Below are 17,068 nucleotides of genomic sequence, written 5' to 3'. Positions count from 1 at the left end.
TGTGTCCCTCCTTATATAACCTCGTTTTTAGGAACCTTTAACATTACTTATCTTCGTTTAAGCCCTTTTCTAACGCTTTCCACGCTAATGTTGCACATTTAATACGTGCCGGGAACTTGCATACGCCTTGTAATGCTTCAATATCTCCTAAATCAATGCTGTCATCATACTCTTTTCCTAGCATCATGTCAGAGAAAATTTTAGAAAGCTTAAGAGCCTCTTCAATTTTCTTTCCTTTTACTGCTTGTGTCATCATTGAAGCTGAAGACATTGAAATTGAACATCCTTCGCCTTCAAACTTCGCTTCTTGTACAATACCCTCTTCTACTTTCATCGTAAGTTGAATACGATCGCCGCAAGTTGGATTGTTCAAGTTAACGGTAACACTATCTTCTAGCACGCCATGGTTACGAGGATTTTTATAATGATCCATAATAACTTGACGATATAACGTATCTAAATTATTAAATGACATTTGTGAAATACTCCTTTGTCTTGATTAGCGATTCAACAAATGTATCAATTTCTTCTTTTGTATTATATAAATAGAAGCTTGCACGTGCTGTAGAAGAAGCTTTTAGCCACTTCATAAGCGGCTGTGCACAGTGATGTCCTGCGCGAACCGCAATGCCTTCTACATCTAATACAGTTGCTACATCGTGAGGATGTACGTCTTCAATATTAAATGTAACTAGACCAGCGCGATGCTTTGGACCATAAATTGTAACGCCATCTACTTCTGATAGTCTTTCTAAAGCGTATTGCGCTAATTCATGTTCATGCTTTTCAATATTATGAAGACCGATTTCTTCTAGGAAATCAATTGCCGCACCAAGTCCGATTGCATTACCGATAATCGGTGTACCTGCTTCGAACTTCCACGGAAGCTCTTTCCACGTAGACTCTTGTAAGTCTACGAAATCGATCATTTCACCACCAAATTCAATTGGTTCCATATTGTTTAGCAATTCTTTCTTACCATATAATACGCCGACACCTGTTGGTCCGCACATCTTATGAGCAGATAATGCGTAGAAATCACAGTTTAAATCTTGTACATCCACTTTCATATGAGGTGCACTTTGGGCTCCATCAACGATCATGATTGCACCGTTTTCATGTGCGATTGCTCCGATTTCTTTTACAGGGTTAATCGTTCCAAGTACGTTTGACACGTGCATAATAGAAACGATTTTTGTATTCGGTGTAACTGTTTGACGAACATCTTCTAAAGAAATTGTACCGTCTGGTTGAAGCGGAAGGTATTTTAAAGTTGCGCCAGTTTTCTTCGCAACTTGTTGCCACGGAATGATGTTACTATGGTGCTCCATGTAAGAGATGACGATTTCATCGCCTTCTTTTACATTATCAAGACCATAGCTAGCTGCTACTGTATTTAATGCAGTTGTCGTTCCGCGCGTGAAAATAATCTCTTCCATTGATTTCGCGTTAATAAACTTGCGAACTTTCTCACGTGCACCTTCATACGCGTCGGTAGCTTTCGTACCGAGCGTATGAACACCGCGATGCACGTTAGAATTATATTCTTTATAGTAACGTTCTAACGTTTCAATGACTTGAATTGGTTTTTGAGAAGTTGCTGCACTATCGAAATAAACAAGTTGTTTGCCGTTCACTTTTTGATCAAGAATTGGAAACTGTTTGCGTATTTCATGAATATTCATTAGCGAACTTTCCTTTCAATTACCTCAACAAGCTGTGCTTTTACTCCTTCAATTGGAAGCTCATTTACTACAGGTGCTAAGAATCCATGGATGACTAAACGTTCTGCTTCGCGTTTTGGAATACCACGGCTCATCAAGTAGTATAATTGGTACGGATCTACGCGGCCTACTGAAGCTGCGTGACCTGCCATTACATCATCTTCGTCAATTAAAAGAATTGGGTTTGCATCCCCACGAGCTTTCTCGTCTAACATAAGAACGCGAGAAGATTGTTGTGCATTTGATTTAGATGCACCGTGTTCAATCTTACCAATTCCGTTAAAGATAGATGTTGCACTATCTTTTTGTACACCGTGTTTCAAGATCCAACCTTCAGAGTGTTTACCGAAGTGAACAACTTTAGTTGTAAAGTTTTGTGTTTGGTTACCACGGCCAATTGTTACTGTTTTCGTATCAGCATATGAACCGTCGCCCATTAAGTTCGTAACGTTCTCTGAAATTGTGTTTCCGTCATTCATAAGGCCTAAAGCCCAATCAATACGGCCGTCGCGTCCAACAACACCGCGGCGGTTAACGTAAGTTGTTACGTCTTTTGCTAATAGATCAACCGCACCGAATTTCACTTGTGCGCCTTGTTCCACGATTACTTCTGCTACGATATTTGCAATACCTTTAGCATTTTCATTTGCAACGTAGTTTTCTACATAAGTTGCAGTACTGTTCGCATCAGCTACGAATAATACGTGGTTATATACGTTAGCTTCTTCGCCGTCTACTAAGAATACAGCTTGAAGTGGAGTTTCAAGAACAACGTTTTTCGGAACATATACGAATGCACCGCCGTTGATTAATGCAGCATGAAGTGCAGTTAGACGATGCTCGTCTACTTTCACGCCATCTTTCATTAAATACTTTTGTAATAGTTCAGCATGCTCTGTTGCAGCTGTTACGATGTCTGTAAAAATAACACCTTTTTCTTTTGCTTCGTCTGCTAAAGAAACGAAAGCAGTTGTACCAGTACGTTGTACTAATACGCTGTTATTTTCATCGATTAAGTTTTTCACTGCTTCTGGAAGCTCTGTTAAAGAACTTACAGGCTCTTGCTTAGCAGCGTCGCCTTTCCCGATAAAGTCCCATTTTTCAATTTTCGTTTTATCAGGCGTTGGCATTGGAAGTTCAGTTGCTTGTGCAAGAGCTTGTAAGCGGAACTCAGTCAACCAAGCAGCTTCGTTTACTTCGCTTGCGCGCTGACGGATTGTTTCTTGATCGAAAGGTAATGTACCGATTGTCATGTTTATGCTCCTCTCTTACGCTTCTTGCTCTGCTGTTTCGTCTTCAATACCTAATTCTTTTTTAATCCAGTCGTAACCTTCAGCTTCTAGACGTTGTGCAAGCTCAGGGCCACCAGATTTAACGATACGACCGTTCATCATAACGTGAACGAAATCTGGAGTGATGTAGTTTAATAAACGTTGGTAATGCGTAATCATTAGGCAACCGAACTCTTCGCCGCGCATTTGGTTAATACCTTTAGATACAACTTTTAATGCATCGATATCAAGACCTGAGTCGATTTCATCTAAGATTGCGATTTTTGGCTCAATCATCATTAATTGAAGAATTTCGTTACGTTTTTTCTCTCCACCAGAGAAACCTTCGTTTAAGTAACGTTGTGCCATTTCTGGATCCATTTCTAGGAATTCCATGTTTTTATCTAAAGTACGGATAAATTTCATAAGAGAAATTTCATCGCCTTCTTCACGACGTGCATTAATTGCAGAACGTAAGAAGTCAGCGTTTGTTACTCCGCTAATTTCACTTGGATATTGCATTGCTAAGAATAGACCTGCTTGTGCGCGCTCGTCTACTTCCATTTCTAATACATCTTCACCGTCGATGATGATGCTACCTTCTGTTACTTCATACTTTGGGTGACCCATAATCGCAGAAGATAAAGTTGATTTACCTGTTCCGTTAGGTCCCATAATTGCGTGGATTTCTCCACCCTTTACTTCAAGGTTTACACCTTTTAAAATTTCTTTGCCATCAATTGATACGTGTAAGTCTTTAACCGTTAATGTAGAACCAGCCATCTCAATACCTCCATTAATCCTATATATACATTTTAAAAATTACTAAAACGTTCATATTCTCATTTTATTCTCATTCTAATCTTATATCAAATAAAATGATATCGCAAACGATGAAAAAATGTAACAATTTTTTCACAAATGTATATAAGTATTTCCCTTGCATCCTTATATGATACACCTTTCTTCTTATTTATATAAAGAAAAAAGAACTGGGAAATTCCCAATCCTTTCCTTGTACTTATTCACTTACCGGAAGTACAGCACCTTTATATTCTTTATTAATAAAGTCTTGAATTTCTTTTGAATGCAGTACTTCTACTAACTCTTTAATTTCTTTTTTCTTCTCGTCCCCTTTGCGAACTGCAATAATATTTGCATAAGGAGAGTCTGATCCTTCAATTGCAATTGCATCCTTTGTTGGATTTAATTTCGCATCAATTGCATAGTTTGAATTAATAAATAAAGCATCACCTTCATTATTTTCATATAGCTTCGGTGAAAGTCCAGGTTCTACATCTGTTTTGAACTTTAAATTTTTCGGATTTTCTACAACATCTTTTACTGTTGCTTTAACAACATCTACACCGTCTTTTAGTTTAATAACTCCGCCTTTTTGCAATAGTGCTAACATACGTCCGCGCTCTGCAACGTTATTACTCATAATAACTGTTCCGCCATCTGGCAAGTCTTTTAAGCTTTTATATTTCTTAGAATAAATGCCCATTGGCTCTAAATGGATTTTTCCTGCATTTACAATTTTATATCCTTTTTCTTGAATTTCTTTATCTAAATACGGAATGTGCTGGAAATAGTTCACATCAATTTCTTTATCCACTAACGCTTTATTCGGTAACACATAGTCCTGGAACTTTTTAATCTCTAATTTAATGCCTTTTTTCTCTAATATCGGTTGTGCTTTCTCTAAAATAACAGCGTGCGGCACGTTAGAAGCTCCCACAACAAGCTTATTCTCCTCTTTCCCTCCGCAAGCAGCTAATGTAAATACAGACAGCGCTGTAACAACTGACAGTAGAATCTTTTTCATATGATGTCCCCTTCTCCCCTATAGTTATGTAGTTATAAAAAGAGCCGGCATACACCAGCCCTTTCACAGCAATTATTCTTTTACAGGAACAACTGCTCCTTTATATTCTTTATTAATAAAGTCTTCGATTTCTTTAGAATGCAATACTTCTACAAGCTCTTTAATCGCTTTTTTATCTTTATCACCTTTACGAACCACTAACACGTTTGCATATGGAGAATCATCGCCTTCAATTGCAATTGCATCTTTTTCTGGGTTTAATTTCGCATCAATTGCATAGTTCGAGTTAATTAAAACAGCGTCGCCTTCTTTATTGTTATACACTTGTGGTAACAAACCAGGCTCAATATCTGTTTTGAACTTTAAGTTTTTCGGATTATCTGCAATATCTTTTGGAGTTGCATTAACTGGTTCTACTCCGTCTTTAATTTTTAAAATGCCTTCTTTTTGTAAAATTGCTAAACCACGACCATGATCAGTAACAGAATTACTCATAATAATTGTCGCCCCGTCTGGAAGTTCTTTTAAGCTCTTATATTTTTGAGAATATACACCAATCGGTTCTAAATGAATTTTTCCTGCTACTTCAAAATCATATTTTTTATCTTTAATTTCTTTTTCTAAATACGGAATGTGCTGGAAGTAGTTCGCATCTAATTCTTTATCTGCTAACGATTTATTCGGTAACACGTAGTCTTGGAATTTTTTAATTTCTAACTCAATTCCTTTTTTCTCAAGTAACGGTTTTGCCTTTTCTAAAATTTCAGCGTGCGGTACGTTAGAAGCACCAACAACAAGTTTCTTTTCATCTTTATCTTTCCCCCCGCAAGCAGCTAACCCAAAAATTGAAGTTGAAATAAGTGCTGTAAGTAATAATTTTTTCATTTGAAATATCCCCCTGTTTTCATTATCTTTTATCTATCCGAGTCGTTAAACTATCACCAATCCACTGAATGAAGAATACAACTAGTAATACACAAATTGTCGCAACGATTGTTACATCGTTATTCCCTCTCTGGAATCCCTCTAAATAAGCAAGCGTTCCAAGACCACCAGCACCAACAACACCTGCCATTGCTGTATAGCCTACTAAAGCAATAGTCGTAACCGTTATACCAGATACTAACGCTGGTAACGATTCTGGAATTAACACTTTCAAAATAATTGTGCTTGTTTTTGCTCCCATTGCTTTTGAAGCTTCAATTACACCTTTATCAATTTCACGAAGTGCGATTTCAACCATTCTCGCGTAAAACGGTGCTGCGCCAATAATTAAAGCTGGCAGTGCTGCACTCGCTCCAAGGATTGTTCCAAGAAGGATTTTTGTGAATGGGATTAATAAAATAATTAAAATGATGAACGGTATAGAACGGAAAATGTTTACGAATGCTCCAATCACCGTATTAATCGCTTTATTTTCCCATAAATTATCTTTCGCTGTCATAAAGAGTAATAGTCCTAAAATAAGTCCTAACACAAATGTGGCAAGCGCTGCGATTGCCGTCATATATAACGTTTCACCAGTTGCTTCTAACATTTGATTCCAATCAATATTTGCGATTAACTTATCCATGTGCAATCACCTCCAGCTCTACTTGATCTTGATGAATTCCTTCTATCGCTTGCTGGATCGCTGTTTCCTCACCATTTAAATGAACAACTAAACTTCCATAAGAACCGTTATTCGTTTGTGCGATATTTCCTTGCAAAATGCTAACTTCTATATCGCTGCGTTGCATTAATCTTTGAAGTACTGGTCTTTCTACAGCCTCACCGACAAACTGCAAGCGAATTACTTTTCCATCTGGATACTTTTCTATTAAGCTTTCAATCGTTTCATTCGTATCTTCAGAATCCGTTAACTGCTGTACAAATCGTTTTGTAATGTCCTGCTTTGGATTACGGAATACGTCAAGTACTGGACCTGTTTCTACGATTTTCCCTTTCTCCATTACAGCAACTCGATTACAAATCTTCCGAATCACGTGCATCTCATGTGTAATTAATACAATTGTTAAGTTGAGACGCTTATTAATGTCTAATAATAAATCTAAAATTTGATCCGTCGTTTCTGGATCAAGAGCTGACGTTGCTTCATCACATAAAAGTACTTGTGGATTATTTGCTAACGCTCTTGCAATCCCAACGCGTTGCTTTTGTCCACCACTTAACTGAGATGGATATGCGTCTCCTCTTCCTTCTAATCCAACGAGATGAATTAACTCATCAACACGTTTTCTTCTCTTCGCCTTATCCACACCCGCAATTTCAAGTGGGAATTCGATATTTTCGCGTACAGTTCGTGACCAAAGTAAGTTGAAGTGCTGAAAAATCATTCCGATTTCTTGTCTTGCCTTACGAAGTTCACTTCCTGTAATTGCTGAAATTACACGATTTGCGATTGTAATTTGACCAGACGTTGGTTTCTCTAACTGATTAAACAATCTAATTAAAGAACTTTTCCCAGCGCCACTATATCCGATAACACCAAATATTTCGCCTTTCTCTATTTGTAAGTTGGCGTTATCTACAGCAGTGACATCACCGCTTTTTGCCTTATATATTTTCTTTACATTTTCTAATAAGATCATGATGTTCACCCCTTTTTTAAATAAAAAGCGCAAGCAGCTCGTTTAGAACAAGAGGACGCCCGAATCCCAGACGTAGAGGCGCTGTTTGCCTCATAGGAAGGGATGAAACGACCGACTGTTCTAGCCGCTGGAGCTGGATTTCATAAAACTTTAGATAGACTCCGCAATTTTTTTATTTTTGATGCGTGTAGTCCATCGGTATATCTCCTCTTATTATTTGAATGTCCTCCACATTCAAACAACAAAAAAACCTTTCCGCTTTAGAGAAGCAGAAAGGTTTATATGCGTATATAACAACATTATCCCTCTCTCTCATCTCTCAAAGCATTTGCTTTGCAGGAATTGGCACCATTTCAACATAAGTTGACGGTTGCCGGGCTTCACAGGGCACAGTCCCTCCACCTCTCTTGATAAGAGAAATCAGATTAAATTTTCGTCTGATTTGAAATTTATTAAATTGTCTATATTTTATGAATTGAATTGTATCAATATCCATACGCCATGTCAACAGAAATTTTCGTAAAAAAAGAAACTTCAGACTTTTAAGCACCCACTGACATCGGCTTACATATATGAAACATTGATTCAATTAACAACATCGTTCGATACGTTCCCGAATATTGCACACGCCCATCGCTCATTAACGTCTGCAACCTTATATTTCCATTCACCAAACGTTTTACATCCTCTTCCCCTAAACACACGATTTGTTCTGTTCCTCTTTCCTCTTTCAAAAGTTCAATATAATCCCTTGAAATTTGTAATGAACAGCATTCATCCCCAAAGCGAAAATTAACAGTTTTTTCTCCTTGTCTTAAAAGCGGCTCTAAATGATATTGACCATTAGCGTAATTTACAAATGATTGTAGCAAAGAATATAATTTCACCCTAAATCACATCCTTCATATCACTTTCTATTACACATACCATTCCCTCTCACTAAAGAGCAATCCTGTAACTTTCGCTCGACAAATACTGTAACCACCCTGCATCTCGACATATTTCCCAAGAAATATGTCGAGGCGGCAAAAACTTTGCCGCCTACTTTAATTCCGTATATAAATATTCCACCGAATGAAATGCATATATCTTCTTCATTAGTGTCCCATTTTCAAAAACAAGTAAACACGGTACACTTTCGATTCCATACTCTTTCGCTAAATGCGGAGCATAATTTAAATCTAACATTCCAATTTTCAAATCTTCAATCGTCATCTCGACAACCGTTAACATCTTTTTTGCTAATTGGCATGTTCCACACATTGGTGTATATACATATAGCACTGTTTTTTCTTCGTTTTCTATTAGGGCTGTAGCTTCGGTACCTGTCCAGTCAATCACTTCTATCATTCCTTACCGTAAATATTCTGTATAAACGTCAATGTCAGCTCCCCATAATACATTTGCTAAATGTGAAGAAGGCGCAGTCGCCACCTCGCGATACGAGCGATCAATATAAATATGCTCTGCTTGCGGAAATTCTTTTCGAAATTGTTTCCTTAACTTTTCCCCTGCATCATCAGCATCCACTAGCACATATACGTCCTTATCAAAAAATTGATCAATGAGCTCATCCATTTTCGACAAACCAATTGTACCATTTGTACAAACAATTTCCACCGGTTCACGAATAATAGATTCAATCTTTCTTCTGTCTGACTTACCTTCTACAATAATGACTTTTTCCACATAAATCATATGTCATCACCCGATCACCATATACTATACAACCTTTAACTTAGTATATAGTATATTCGTTATTTTCATGTTGTTTCCTGTTTATTTTTGCAAAAGAAAAGCGGAACCGACTGCTTAGCCCTGTTGGCTAAGGTTCTTTCGCACAGAAGACGCTTTTTGTCTTCTCGTGCGGAAGGTTCTTAGACATGAAGGGCTAGGAGGTGGAGCTAGACAAAGAAAAGCGCAAGCGGCTCGACCAGAACAAGAGGGCACCCGAACTCCTGAACTAGAGGCGCTTTTTGCCTCAGGTGAAGGAGTGAAATGACCGACTGTTCTAGCCGCTGGAGCTAGACAATAAAAAGCAGAACCCGCTCAATCAACATGAAACATCTGCGAAAAAGTTTTTCAAAAATCTTCTCCTATATGATAATTAATATATATGTGCTTTCAAATTCATTATGTAACACAACATAAAAAAGGACAGCACAAAGGCTGTCCTTTAGTCGACTATAATTAGTCTTGGTTTGTCATTTCTGCATATTTTTCTGCAGTTAATAACTTCTCAACTTGGCTTGCATCAGAAAGTTCAACTTTAACCATCCATGCACCCTCGTATGGAGATTCGTTAACAAGTTCTGGTTGGTCACTTAATTCTTCGTTTACTGCTACAACTTTACCACTTACAGGTGCGTATAATTCAGAAACTGTTTTAACAGATTCTACGCTTCCGAATGGCTCGTCAGCTTGGATTGTTGCACCTACTTCAGGAAGTTCAACGAATACGATATCGCCTAACTCACCTTGCGCAAAATGAGTAATACCGATAACAACCGCATTACCTTCTGTTTTTACCCATTCGTGTTCTTCAGAGTAACGTAAATTATTTGGAATGCTCATGACTGTACCTCCAGTGAATGTATTAATTATGTAAAAATACCTTATTGGTACTTTTTCCACACACTTTCAAACTGCTCTTCGTTAAAACCAAGTGTTACACTCGTTCCATTTGTTACAATTGGACGTTTAATTAACATGCCATCAGATGCTAAAAGCTCGTACATTTCGTCTTCGCTTGCATCCTTCAACTTATCTTTTAAACCAAGTTCGCGGTAACGCATTCCACTTGTATTAAAGAATTTTTTTAATGGCAATTCACTTTTCTCATGTAAATTACGTAAATCTTCTTTTGACGGTGGATTTTCAACAATATGAATCATCTCATATGCTACATCGTTTGCCTCAAACCATTTTTTTGCTTTTTGACATGTGCCACACTTTGGGTATGAATAAAATGTTACTGTCATAAATTCACCTACTTTTTTACTAACCTTTACCTTTATCATATAGAAAACGTTTTATTATTTCAAACGATTATTCGCTAAACTTTTACTTATTTCGTTATAATTTTTAATAATCCTGCTAATTTTTCTTATTTTTCCGCCATTTATCAAGAAAAAATAAATATATAATTTTTTAAAAACTTTTTTCTCATCCCACGCCGAACATATATCTTAAACGAACGTTTGATTAATTTCCGATTTTTCTACCTCAACCTTTGAAACACATATATTTTTTCATACCGAACATATATCTTAAACAAACGTTTGATTAATTTCATGTTTTTCTACCTCAACCTTTGGAATACATAGGTTTTTCCCTACCGAACATACCTCTTAAACAAACGTTTATTTAAAAATAAAAAGAGCCCTTTTACAGGCTCCTTCATCATCGACTTAAATAGTCCGAAATTGTTTGAAATACTATGATATACATATTGCGAATATTTTGATTGGAAACAGTATCATTATATAACCCCATACCCCAATACTGTCCTTCAGGGCTTCCCATGTTTACAAATCCTTGCGTATACATCATTGCTTCATCCCTCGGGGCATTGTCATAATCTAAATCCTTTTTAGTAAAAATCAAGTATGGTCTATCCTTTAAACCGATAAAAAACACTGGTTTCTTTAATGATAAAAATAAGTCCGTATACTGTTCCTTTGATGCTTCTTGAAAATATTCTTTCATGACGAGAAAACCATCAACCTTTGCTGATTTCTCCTGCATCTCTTCTAATTTTACACTTTCAAACTTTATATTTCTAAACGTATCTTTCGGTTTTTCACCAACAACTCCAATTACGAGTGCTCTCCCGTTATATTCTAATTTCTCTCCTTCTTTATCTTTGGCACACCCAGTAGCCACTAGGCATAACAATATAAAAACTAAGAAATAAAATGAACGCTTCATTTAGCACCCTCTCCCTCTTTTAAGTCAAGTGACAAAAGTGTAAGGTAAATTCAAGAAAATGTAAGTGAAATCGATAGCCCAATTGGATTTTCTATATTATAATCAATTGAATTTACTTACATTACTAAAACATAGGAGCTTATCATGAAGAATTTTAAACTTTCATCTTTTCTTCCGTTAAGTTATATACTTCTACTCGTACTCGTAAGTCCCCTTTACGATGTATTAAATAAATCTACTGTACACGCAGTGGATGTCACAACTGTAGTAGATGATTGGATTCCATTTGTTAAAGCATTTATTATTCCTTATTTACTTTGGTTTCCTTACTTATACGGCGCACTTATTTATTACTGCTTTGCTGATCGAAAGCAATATTATGTCACTTTAAGTAGTGTTATTCTTGGAAAGCTTGCTTGTTTTTCTATTTATTATTTTTGGCAGACAACTGTACCACGTCCAACAGTCGTTGGAACAGACGTATTTTCCGAACTAGTCCGCTATATTTATAGTATTGATCAACCAGTAAACTGTTTCCCAAGCATTCATGTCCTTACAACATTTGTAATTATGTTAGCTGCCTTTAAGCGTAGAGAACAGCATGCTTTTGAGTATTACATCCTTACGTTCTTCGGTACGCTTATTATTTTATCAACGCTATTTACGAAGCAACATGCTTTTGTAGATGCCGTTTCTGGAATGACGCTTGCAAGCATACTTTACTTCGGCGTTCAGTTGTTATTAGCAAAAGAAACCGTACGTGTTCCAGTAAAACACAATCATAAAATGTAAAAAGCAGACTGTGGCTTCTTCAGTCTGCTTTTCTCTATTATTAAGGAGATTTTCAATTTAAGATTGCGGTACAGTCATATCACCAGAATGAATACGACCTGCTTTTTTAAGAGCAATGTAAAGTATATAAGAAACAGCTACTGGAATGATGATATAAGTGATTACCATCGCTGGGACAACTTCCCATCCTTGGCTGGAAATTAAATTAATTGGTGCGATAAGAGAACTTAATCCGAGACCTGCAATTTCTTTCCCTGCTTCCAGTTGGAAAATTAATGCTGATACTGGGCCTACTATAGCACTGGCGACGACAGTTGGGACGAGAATCATTGGATTTTTAGTAATATTAGGCAACTGTACTTTTGGAGTACAGAGTGCTTGAGCTAATATGCCGCCTAAATTATTTTCTTTCGCTGAAATAACAGAGAATCCGATAAATTGAGCAACACATCCTGCAAGTGCTGCACCGCCTGCAACGCCATCTAAGCTAAGCGCTATCGCTAAAGCAGCTGATGAAGCTGGAGAGATAAGTAATAGTCCCCAAACTACAGCAATCACGATAGAAGCGATAAATGGGCTACCAGCTGAACTATCTTTAATGAATGCTCCAACTGTATTTAAAACTGGGCTAATATTTTGAGCTAACCAAATACCGACTAAACCAGAACCTAATATTGCTGCAAATGGAACGAGCATCATATCTAAAGCAGTTTTTCCACTTAATCGTTTACCAATATAAACTGCTAAAGTCGCTGTTAATAATGCACCGATTGGTTCACCTGTTTTAATGATGAGACCGGCTTCAGTAATTGAAATTGAACCAGCTCCAATTGCTCCAGCTACCATCGCTGAGAAAATTACGAGTCCGTTTGCACCGAGCATAAAAGCAATCCCGGCTCCAATTGCTGGTGCCATAAGTGATTTTGCAACAACTCCGATTGTAATAAGTAATGGGATATCAACAATTCTTCCTATATTTTCGATTAGTAAACCAATTCCGAGGGATACGAAAATACCCTGTGCGATTCCGGCAGAAGCTTTAAACACACGAGACATTATATATTCCTTCATTTGTTTCACCTTCTCCTATAAGTTAGTAACCAACTGTTTTCATATAATCGCGCAAAACATCGTTTGATTTTGCAAAGCGACTTTCTTCATCTTCTGATAAGTTTAGTTCTACAACTTCTCTTATACCGTCTCTAGTAATAATTGCCGGTACTCCTGTACAAATATCGTATTCGCCATATTCACCATCTAAAATAGCTGAAACAGCGATAACACGGTGATCATCATTGAAAATTGAGCGTGCAATATAAGCTAAAGAATTTCCAATTCCGTAATAAGTAGTTCCTTTGCGCTTATAAATTTCCCATCCAGCTTTTGCAGTCTTCTCAACAATTTCATCTAAATCTATTTCACCTAAGCGTTCTTTTTGTTCCTCTAAAATTTGCAGAATTGGTTTTCCACCAACAGTTACATGAGACCAAGCAACCATTTGAGAATCACCATGTTCTCCTAAAGAATACCCATGAATACTACGAGGGTCTACATGTAACATTTCAGATAAAATTGTTCTTAAGCGAGAAGAATCTAGTGATGTACCAGTACCAAGTACACGATGTCTTGGCAAACCAGATAATTTCCAAACTTGATATGTAATAATGTCAACTGGGTTCGATGCGATTAAGAAAATGCCATCAAATCCACTTTCCATTACGCCGCCAACAATGCTTTCCATAATCTTAGCGCTTGCTCCTAAAGTGTCTAAACGGCTTTGTCCAGGCTTCGGTGCTGGTCCTGCTGTAATAATAACAATGTCCATATCTTTGCAGTCTTCATAACTTCCTGCATATACTTTTGTTCTTGTATTTGTAAAGTTAATGCAGTGCGATAAATCCATCGCTTCTCCAACTGCACGTTCATGATTTATATCAATTAACAATAGCTCTTCGCAAATCCCTTGGTTTACAATGGAATACGCACAGCTTGATCCAACTAATCCAGTACCGATAATTGCAATTTTTCTTGTGTTTCTATTCATAGCAATCTCTCCCAATTGATTATGTAGTCTATTTCTTTTGTTCTTTACACTCCTAATTATAGAGATTCCCACGATAGAAACCATGGATACTTTGTGAAATATTGAACAAACTTTTGTCCTTTTTGTGAATTGTTATATTCAATTTTCGTCATATTTGTTACAACTGGAAAAATATTTATTATATATTTATTGACATATACCAAACAAAAAAAACGAGCGAATCCATTCGCTCGTTTCATTCATCACACTATTCCGCACTTAATTGGCTTTTTAATTGTTGTACAATCATTGGATTAGCAGGTGCTGCCGGCTTGTAATAACTCTTTTGCTTTGCGTACTCATACATATTGCGTTGGCGCATCTCATCTTGATTACGAATTTGGATTAACGTTTGATGTAACTGTTCATTATCAGACTGAGAAATATAATTTGCATAACTTGTTAAACTTGCATTTAATCCTGCTAAATAATCATTTACCATATCTTTTTCATTCATCTGTTGCTTCCTCCTATCCTAGGAAAGTCATTAATTGCTGTTTCGTATTTCGTGCATCTTGCGCATCTTTTTGTAGCATTTGTTTCAACTGTGGATCTGTACAAGCCTGTGCATACTGGTCTAACTTGTTAATAATTGTTGCGTGTCCACCAATTAAATGACGTAAGTTTTCTACTTCAAGCTCTGTTAAATTTTGCATAGAATACTCCTACCTTTCTTCTTTCATTCACCATTTATTATTTGATTCTTTTCAAATCATATTCATTAAAAACTTTCTAAAATTTCCTTCATACTAAAACCAAACACATCTATTTATAAAAACAGAAAAATGTTATAATTACAGAAAAATACAATTTTTAAAAATATCCCCTTATGATAACTACATAATTAACGCACAAATCATATTAAGAAGATGTACTTATGCAAAGTAAATTTAAAGTTATCTTCTTTATCGTTTATGCAATCTTATATGTAAAACTTTTAATCGATGTATTAACTTTAAAACCACTATTCACTTCTATACCTTTGCATATGTTATTTCTCATTTATCTTTTGTTCATTGCACTTAACAACTATAAAAATCGTAACACTACATTTTTCTTATTATTTATTAATACAACTCAATTAGTAAGCGGTAGTTTTTTTAAAAAAACTACCTTTTATAAACTCTACATAACAAAGGAGCAATGACTATGAAAATCCACGATTTTCTTACAAAAAGCCAAGAAGCTTATGATTCTGAGTCAAGCCACGACCCTTTCGTATTTACGTTTTTCAATTTTTTCTTAGCAATATATATTTTTCTAAAGCCTGCTAAATAATATTATTTAGCAAGAAAGAGCCTCTAAATCAGTAGGGGCTCCTTCTCATTTTCAAGCCCTGTTAAATTTTGCATAGAATACTCCTATCTTTCTTTGCTCATTCACGATTGAGTATTTATTTCTTTTTTGGTTATATGCACTAAAAAACCTTAGAATCACTTCTAAGGTTTCCTCTTATTCAATCTCTCATTACATGTAATCCTTTAATAAACGTTTCCAATAATAAATGTAAACTTATATCTAAATCTAGCGGCAAACCAAATCCCCCCTGCTGTTCAATCGACGCAAATCCATGACAAATACTTCTGAATCCGCGTGTCGCATGAAGTGCATTCTCTCCTTCTAAGCCGTATTGTTGTAAAATCCGAAGACAAAGCTCTACAATTCCGTCACCTGCTTTTCTTACTTCTTCATCTCGTGAAAAGGTTGCTTCATACAACCCAGGATGTTTTCGGACGAATGCTACGTACGCTTCTCCTAATGCATGAATTGCTTCATCCACGCTTTTACCCGAGGCCGCCTCTTCCAGTCTGTTATGCAGCTGTTCTATGCCGTAAATACCAAGATTTTTCCGGACATCCTGTAGCCCTTTCACATGATTATATAGCGAGGGCGAACGTATCCCTAACCTTTGCGCTAACGATGCTAACGTTACTTCTTGTATCCCATTTGTATCTGCAATTTCTACCGCTGTATCTACAATTTTTTGTAATGTAAGTCCGATTCTTGGTGACATGAATTTAACCCTCTTTCATACTTTCTATATTTCGCTTAGCTTCCTTAATAGCAAGTTTTATGACAGTGCTTGGATCCTTTATCATTTCCCCATGTCCTGCCGCAAGCAAGGAAGGCTCATATTCGCTTAGCTTCTCTGCACTTTGTAATGATATTTCTTTGCTCCACGTTGCCATTGCAGGAAACGGAAACCAAAATTTCATTTGTCCCGAAACAGCCATACCTCCTCTTGTTTGGAAGGCATCCCCGACAATTAGAGCTTTATTTCGTACATCAAGAAACGACATGGAACCTGGCGTATGTCCCGGTGTCATAATCGCAAGAAGCGATCCAACTCGGTCGCCATCCTCCAATAAAACATCAGGTACTGTTTTTACCTTTTTAGGTACACCGCCTTTTATTGGTATATTCGGTTCATCCTTTTGTAACGTCGTATCTCCTTCTAAAAGCTTTGCGTCCCGCTTAGAAATATAGACTGGAACATTAGGAATCACTTCCTTTAATGCGTCTAATGCACCAATATGATCATCATGCGCATGTGTTAATACAATCTTAGTAATTGGTTTCCCTATTTTCTCAGCCGCCTGTAAAATTCCTTTTGCGCTATATGGCAAAGCCGCATCAATTAAAGTTAAACCATCTTCTTCCTCGACAAAGTAACAATTCACAGGAAACACTCTTGGCAAAAATGACAATTGATATACCGTTTTTTCATGTATCACTCTCATATTTCCAGCTCCCTTTCCGAATAAAACTAATGCTATTAGTTTTATTATACTAATGGCATTAGTTTTATGTCACTAAAAATTTCATTTTTGCAAAAAAAAAAAAGAACA

General features: G+C 36.6%; 21 protein-coding genes and 1 riboswitch. Of the genes, 1 reads left to right on the top strand and 20 read right to left on the bottom strand.

What is annotated here, in order from left to right; all coding sequences use genetic code 11:
• Positions 1–43: 43 nt before the first annotated feature.
• The 14 genes from sufU to ACP6L7_RS30815 form a co-directional block, all read right to left on the bottom strand.
• On the bottom strand, positions 44–475 hold the full coding sequence (gene sufU, locus ACP6L7_RS30880; RefSeq protein WP_002089369.1) for a Fe-S cluster assembly sulfur transfer protein SufU: 432 nt from the start codon (positions 473–475) through the stop codon (positions 44–46).
• Positions 465–1,685, bottom strand: coding sequence for a cysteine desulfurase SufS (sufS, locus tag ACP6L7_RS30875; RefSeq protein ID WP_001020757.1), 1,221 nt, complete (start codon positions 1,683–1,685; stop codon positions 465–467). Before sufS ends, sufU begins: the two co-directional genes overlap by 11 nt.
• Positions 1,685–2,977 (bottom strand): Fe-S cluster assembly protein SufD, encoded by a 1,293-nt coding sequence (sufD, locus tag ACP6L7_RS30870; protein WP_000152177.1) that lies wholly within the window; start codon positions 2,975–2,977, stop codon positions 1,685–1,687. The genes sufS and sufD overlap by 1 nt, the downstream gene beginning before the upstream one ends.
• A 15-nt stretch (positions 2,978–2,992) precedes the next feature.
• Positions 2,993–3,778, bottom strand: coding sequence for a Fe-S cluster assembly ATPase SufC (gene sufC, locus ACP6L7_RS30865; protein WP_000929162.1), 786 nt, complete (start codon positions 3,776–3,778; stop codon positions 2,993–2,995).
• A 238-nt stretch (positions 3,779–4,016) separates the two neighbouring features.
• A complete protein-coding gene (metQ, locus tag ACP6L7_RS30860; RefSeq protein WP_430529628.1) occupies positions 4,017–4,823 on the bottom strand; it encodes a methionine ABC transporter substrate-binding lipoprotein MetQ in 807 nt (268 codons plus the stop codon).
• A gap of 72 nt (positions 4,824–4,895) precedes the next feature.
• Positions 4,896–5,708, bottom strand: a complete 813-nt coding sequence (metQ, locus tag ACP6L7_RS30855; RefSeq protein WP_097832186.1) for a methionine ABC transporter substrate-binding lipoprotein MetQ — start codon at positions 5,706–5,708, stop codon at positions 4,896–4,898.
• 22 nt (positions 5,709–5,730) lie between these two features.
• Positions 5,731–6,396 (bottom strand): methionine ABC transporter permease, encoded by a 666-nt coding sequence (locus ACP6L7_RS30850; protein WP_002089380.1) that lies wholly within the window; start codon positions 6,394–6,396, stop codon positions 5,731–5,733.
• On the bottom strand, positions 6,389–7,414 hold the full coding sequence (locus ACP6L7_RS30845) for a methionine ABC transporter ATP-binding protein (protein ID WP_097832185.1): 1,026 nt from the start codon (positions 7,412–7,414) through the stop codon (positions 6,389–6,391). Before ACP6L7_RS30845 ends, ACP6L7_RS30850 begins: the two co-directional genes overlap by 8 nt.
• A 309-nt stretch (positions 7,415–7,723) precedes the next feature.
• Positions 7,724–7,831: riboswitch (SAM riboswitch) on the bottom strand.
• Between the two features lie 125 nt (positions 7,832–7,956).
• Positions 7,957–8,301 (bottom strand): hypothetical protein, encoded by a 345-nt coding sequence (locus ACP6L7_RS30840; RefSeq protein ID WP_097832184.1) that lies wholly within the window; start codon positions 8,299–8,301, stop codon positions 7,957–7,959.
• Positions 8,302–8,455: 154 nt separating this feature from the next.
• Positions 8,456–8,764 (bottom strand): thioredoxin family protein, encoded by a 309-nt coding sequence (locus ACP6L7_RS30835; protein ID WP_080028970.1) that lies wholly within the window; start codon positions 8,762–8,764, stop codon positions 8,456–8,458.
• Between the two features lie 3 nt (positions 8,765–8,767).
• The gene (locus ACP6L7_RS30830; protein WP_000640865.1) at positions 8,768–9,112 is read right to left on the bottom strand and encodes a toprim domain-containing protein; all 345 of its coding nucleotides are present in this window, start codon (positions 9,110–9,112) and stop codon (positions 8,768–8,770) included.
• Positions 9,113–9,604: 492 nt separating this feature from the next.
• Positions 9,605–9,988, bottom strand: a complete 384-nt coding sequence (gene gcvH / locus ACP6L7_RS30825; RefSeq protein ID WP_000026895.1) for a glycine cleavage system protein GcvH — start codon at positions 9,986–9,988, stop codon at positions 9,605–9,607.
• 41 nt (positions 9,989–10,029) lie between these two features.
• Positions 10,030–10,395 carry an arsenate reductase family protein gene (locus ACP6L7_RS30820; protein WP_000218970.1) on the bottom strand — a complete coding sequence of 122 codons (366 nt, stop codon included), beginning with the start codon at positions 10,393–10,395 and terminating at the stop codon, positions 10,030–10,032.
• A gap of 421 nt (positions 10,396–10,816) precedes the next feature.
• A complete protein-coding gene (locus ACP6L7_RS30815) occupies positions 10,817–11,344 on the bottom strand; it encodes a hypothetical protein (protein ID WP_097832183.1) in 528 nt (175 codons plus the stop codon).
• 144 nt (positions 11,345–11,488) lie between these two features.
• On the opposite strand from ACP6L7_RS30815, the gene ACP6L7_RS30810 reads away from it, so the two are divergent.
• A complete protein-coding gene (locus ACP6L7_RS30810) occupies positions 11,489–12,136 on the top strand; it encodes a phosphatase PAP2 family protein (RefSeq protein ID WP_097832182.1) in 648 nt (215 codons plus the stop codon).
• Positions 12,137–12,193: 57 nt separating this feature from the next.
• Here the strand turns inward: ACP6L7_RS30810 and ACP6L7_RS30805 are convergent, their stop codons facing one another.
• The 6 genes from ACP6L7_RS30805 to ACP6L7_RS30780 form a co-directional block, all read right to left on the bottom strand.
• Positions 12,194–13,207, bottom strand: coding sequence for a PTS sugar transporter subunit IIC (locus tag ACP6L7_RS30805; RefSeq protein ID WP_002089394.1), 1,014 nt, complete (start codon positions 13,205–13,207; stop codon positions 12,194–12,196).
• 22 nt (positions 13,208–13,229) lie between these two features.
• On the bottom strand, positions 13,230–14,180 hold the full coding sequence (locus tag ACP6L7_RS30800) for an L-lactate dehydrogenase (RefSeq protein WP_097832181.1): 951 nt from the start codon (positions 14,178–14,180) through the stop codon (positions 13,230–13,232).
• Positions 14,181–14,427: 247 nt separating this feature from the next.
• A complete protein-coding gene (locus tag ACP6L7_RS30795) occupies positions 14,428–14,676 on the bottom strand; it encodes a spore coat protein (protein ID WP_001002992.1) in 249 nt (82 codons plus the stop codon).
• Between the two features lie 13 nt (positions 14,677–14,689).
• Positions 14,690–14,875, bottom strand: a complete 186-nt coding sequence (locus ACP6L7_RS30790; protein WP_001180550.1) for a hypothetical protein — start codon at positions 14,873–14,875, stop codon at positions 14,690–14,692.
• An 800-nt stretch (positions 14,876–15,675) separates the two neighbouring features.
• On the bottom strand, positions 15,676–16,233 hold the full coding sequence (locus ACP6L7_RS30785) for a TetR/AcrR family transcriptional regulator (protein WP_097832178.1): 558 nt from the start codon (positions 16,231–16,233) through the stop codon (positions 15,676–15,678).
• A gap of 4 nt (positions 16,234–16,237) precedes the next feature.
• The gene (locus ACP6L7_RS30780; protein WP_097832177.1) at positions 16,238–16,960 is read right to left on the bottom strand and encodes an MBL fold metallo-hydrolase; all 723 of its coding nucleotides are present in this window, start codon (positions 16,958–16,960) and stop codon (positions 16,238–16,240) included.
• Positions 16,961–17,068 lie beyond the last annotated feature (108 nt).

Origin of the sequence: Bacillus silvicola, from assembly GCF_050524305.1 — a bacterium.
GTDB classification, from domain to species: domain Bacteria; phylum Bacillota; class Bacilli; order Bacillales; family Bacillaceae_G; genus Bacillus_A; species Bacillus_A cereus_AT.
The sequence above is the reverse complement of the archived record's forward strand: the minus strand, read 5'-3'. Positions and strand labels throughout refer to the sequence as shown.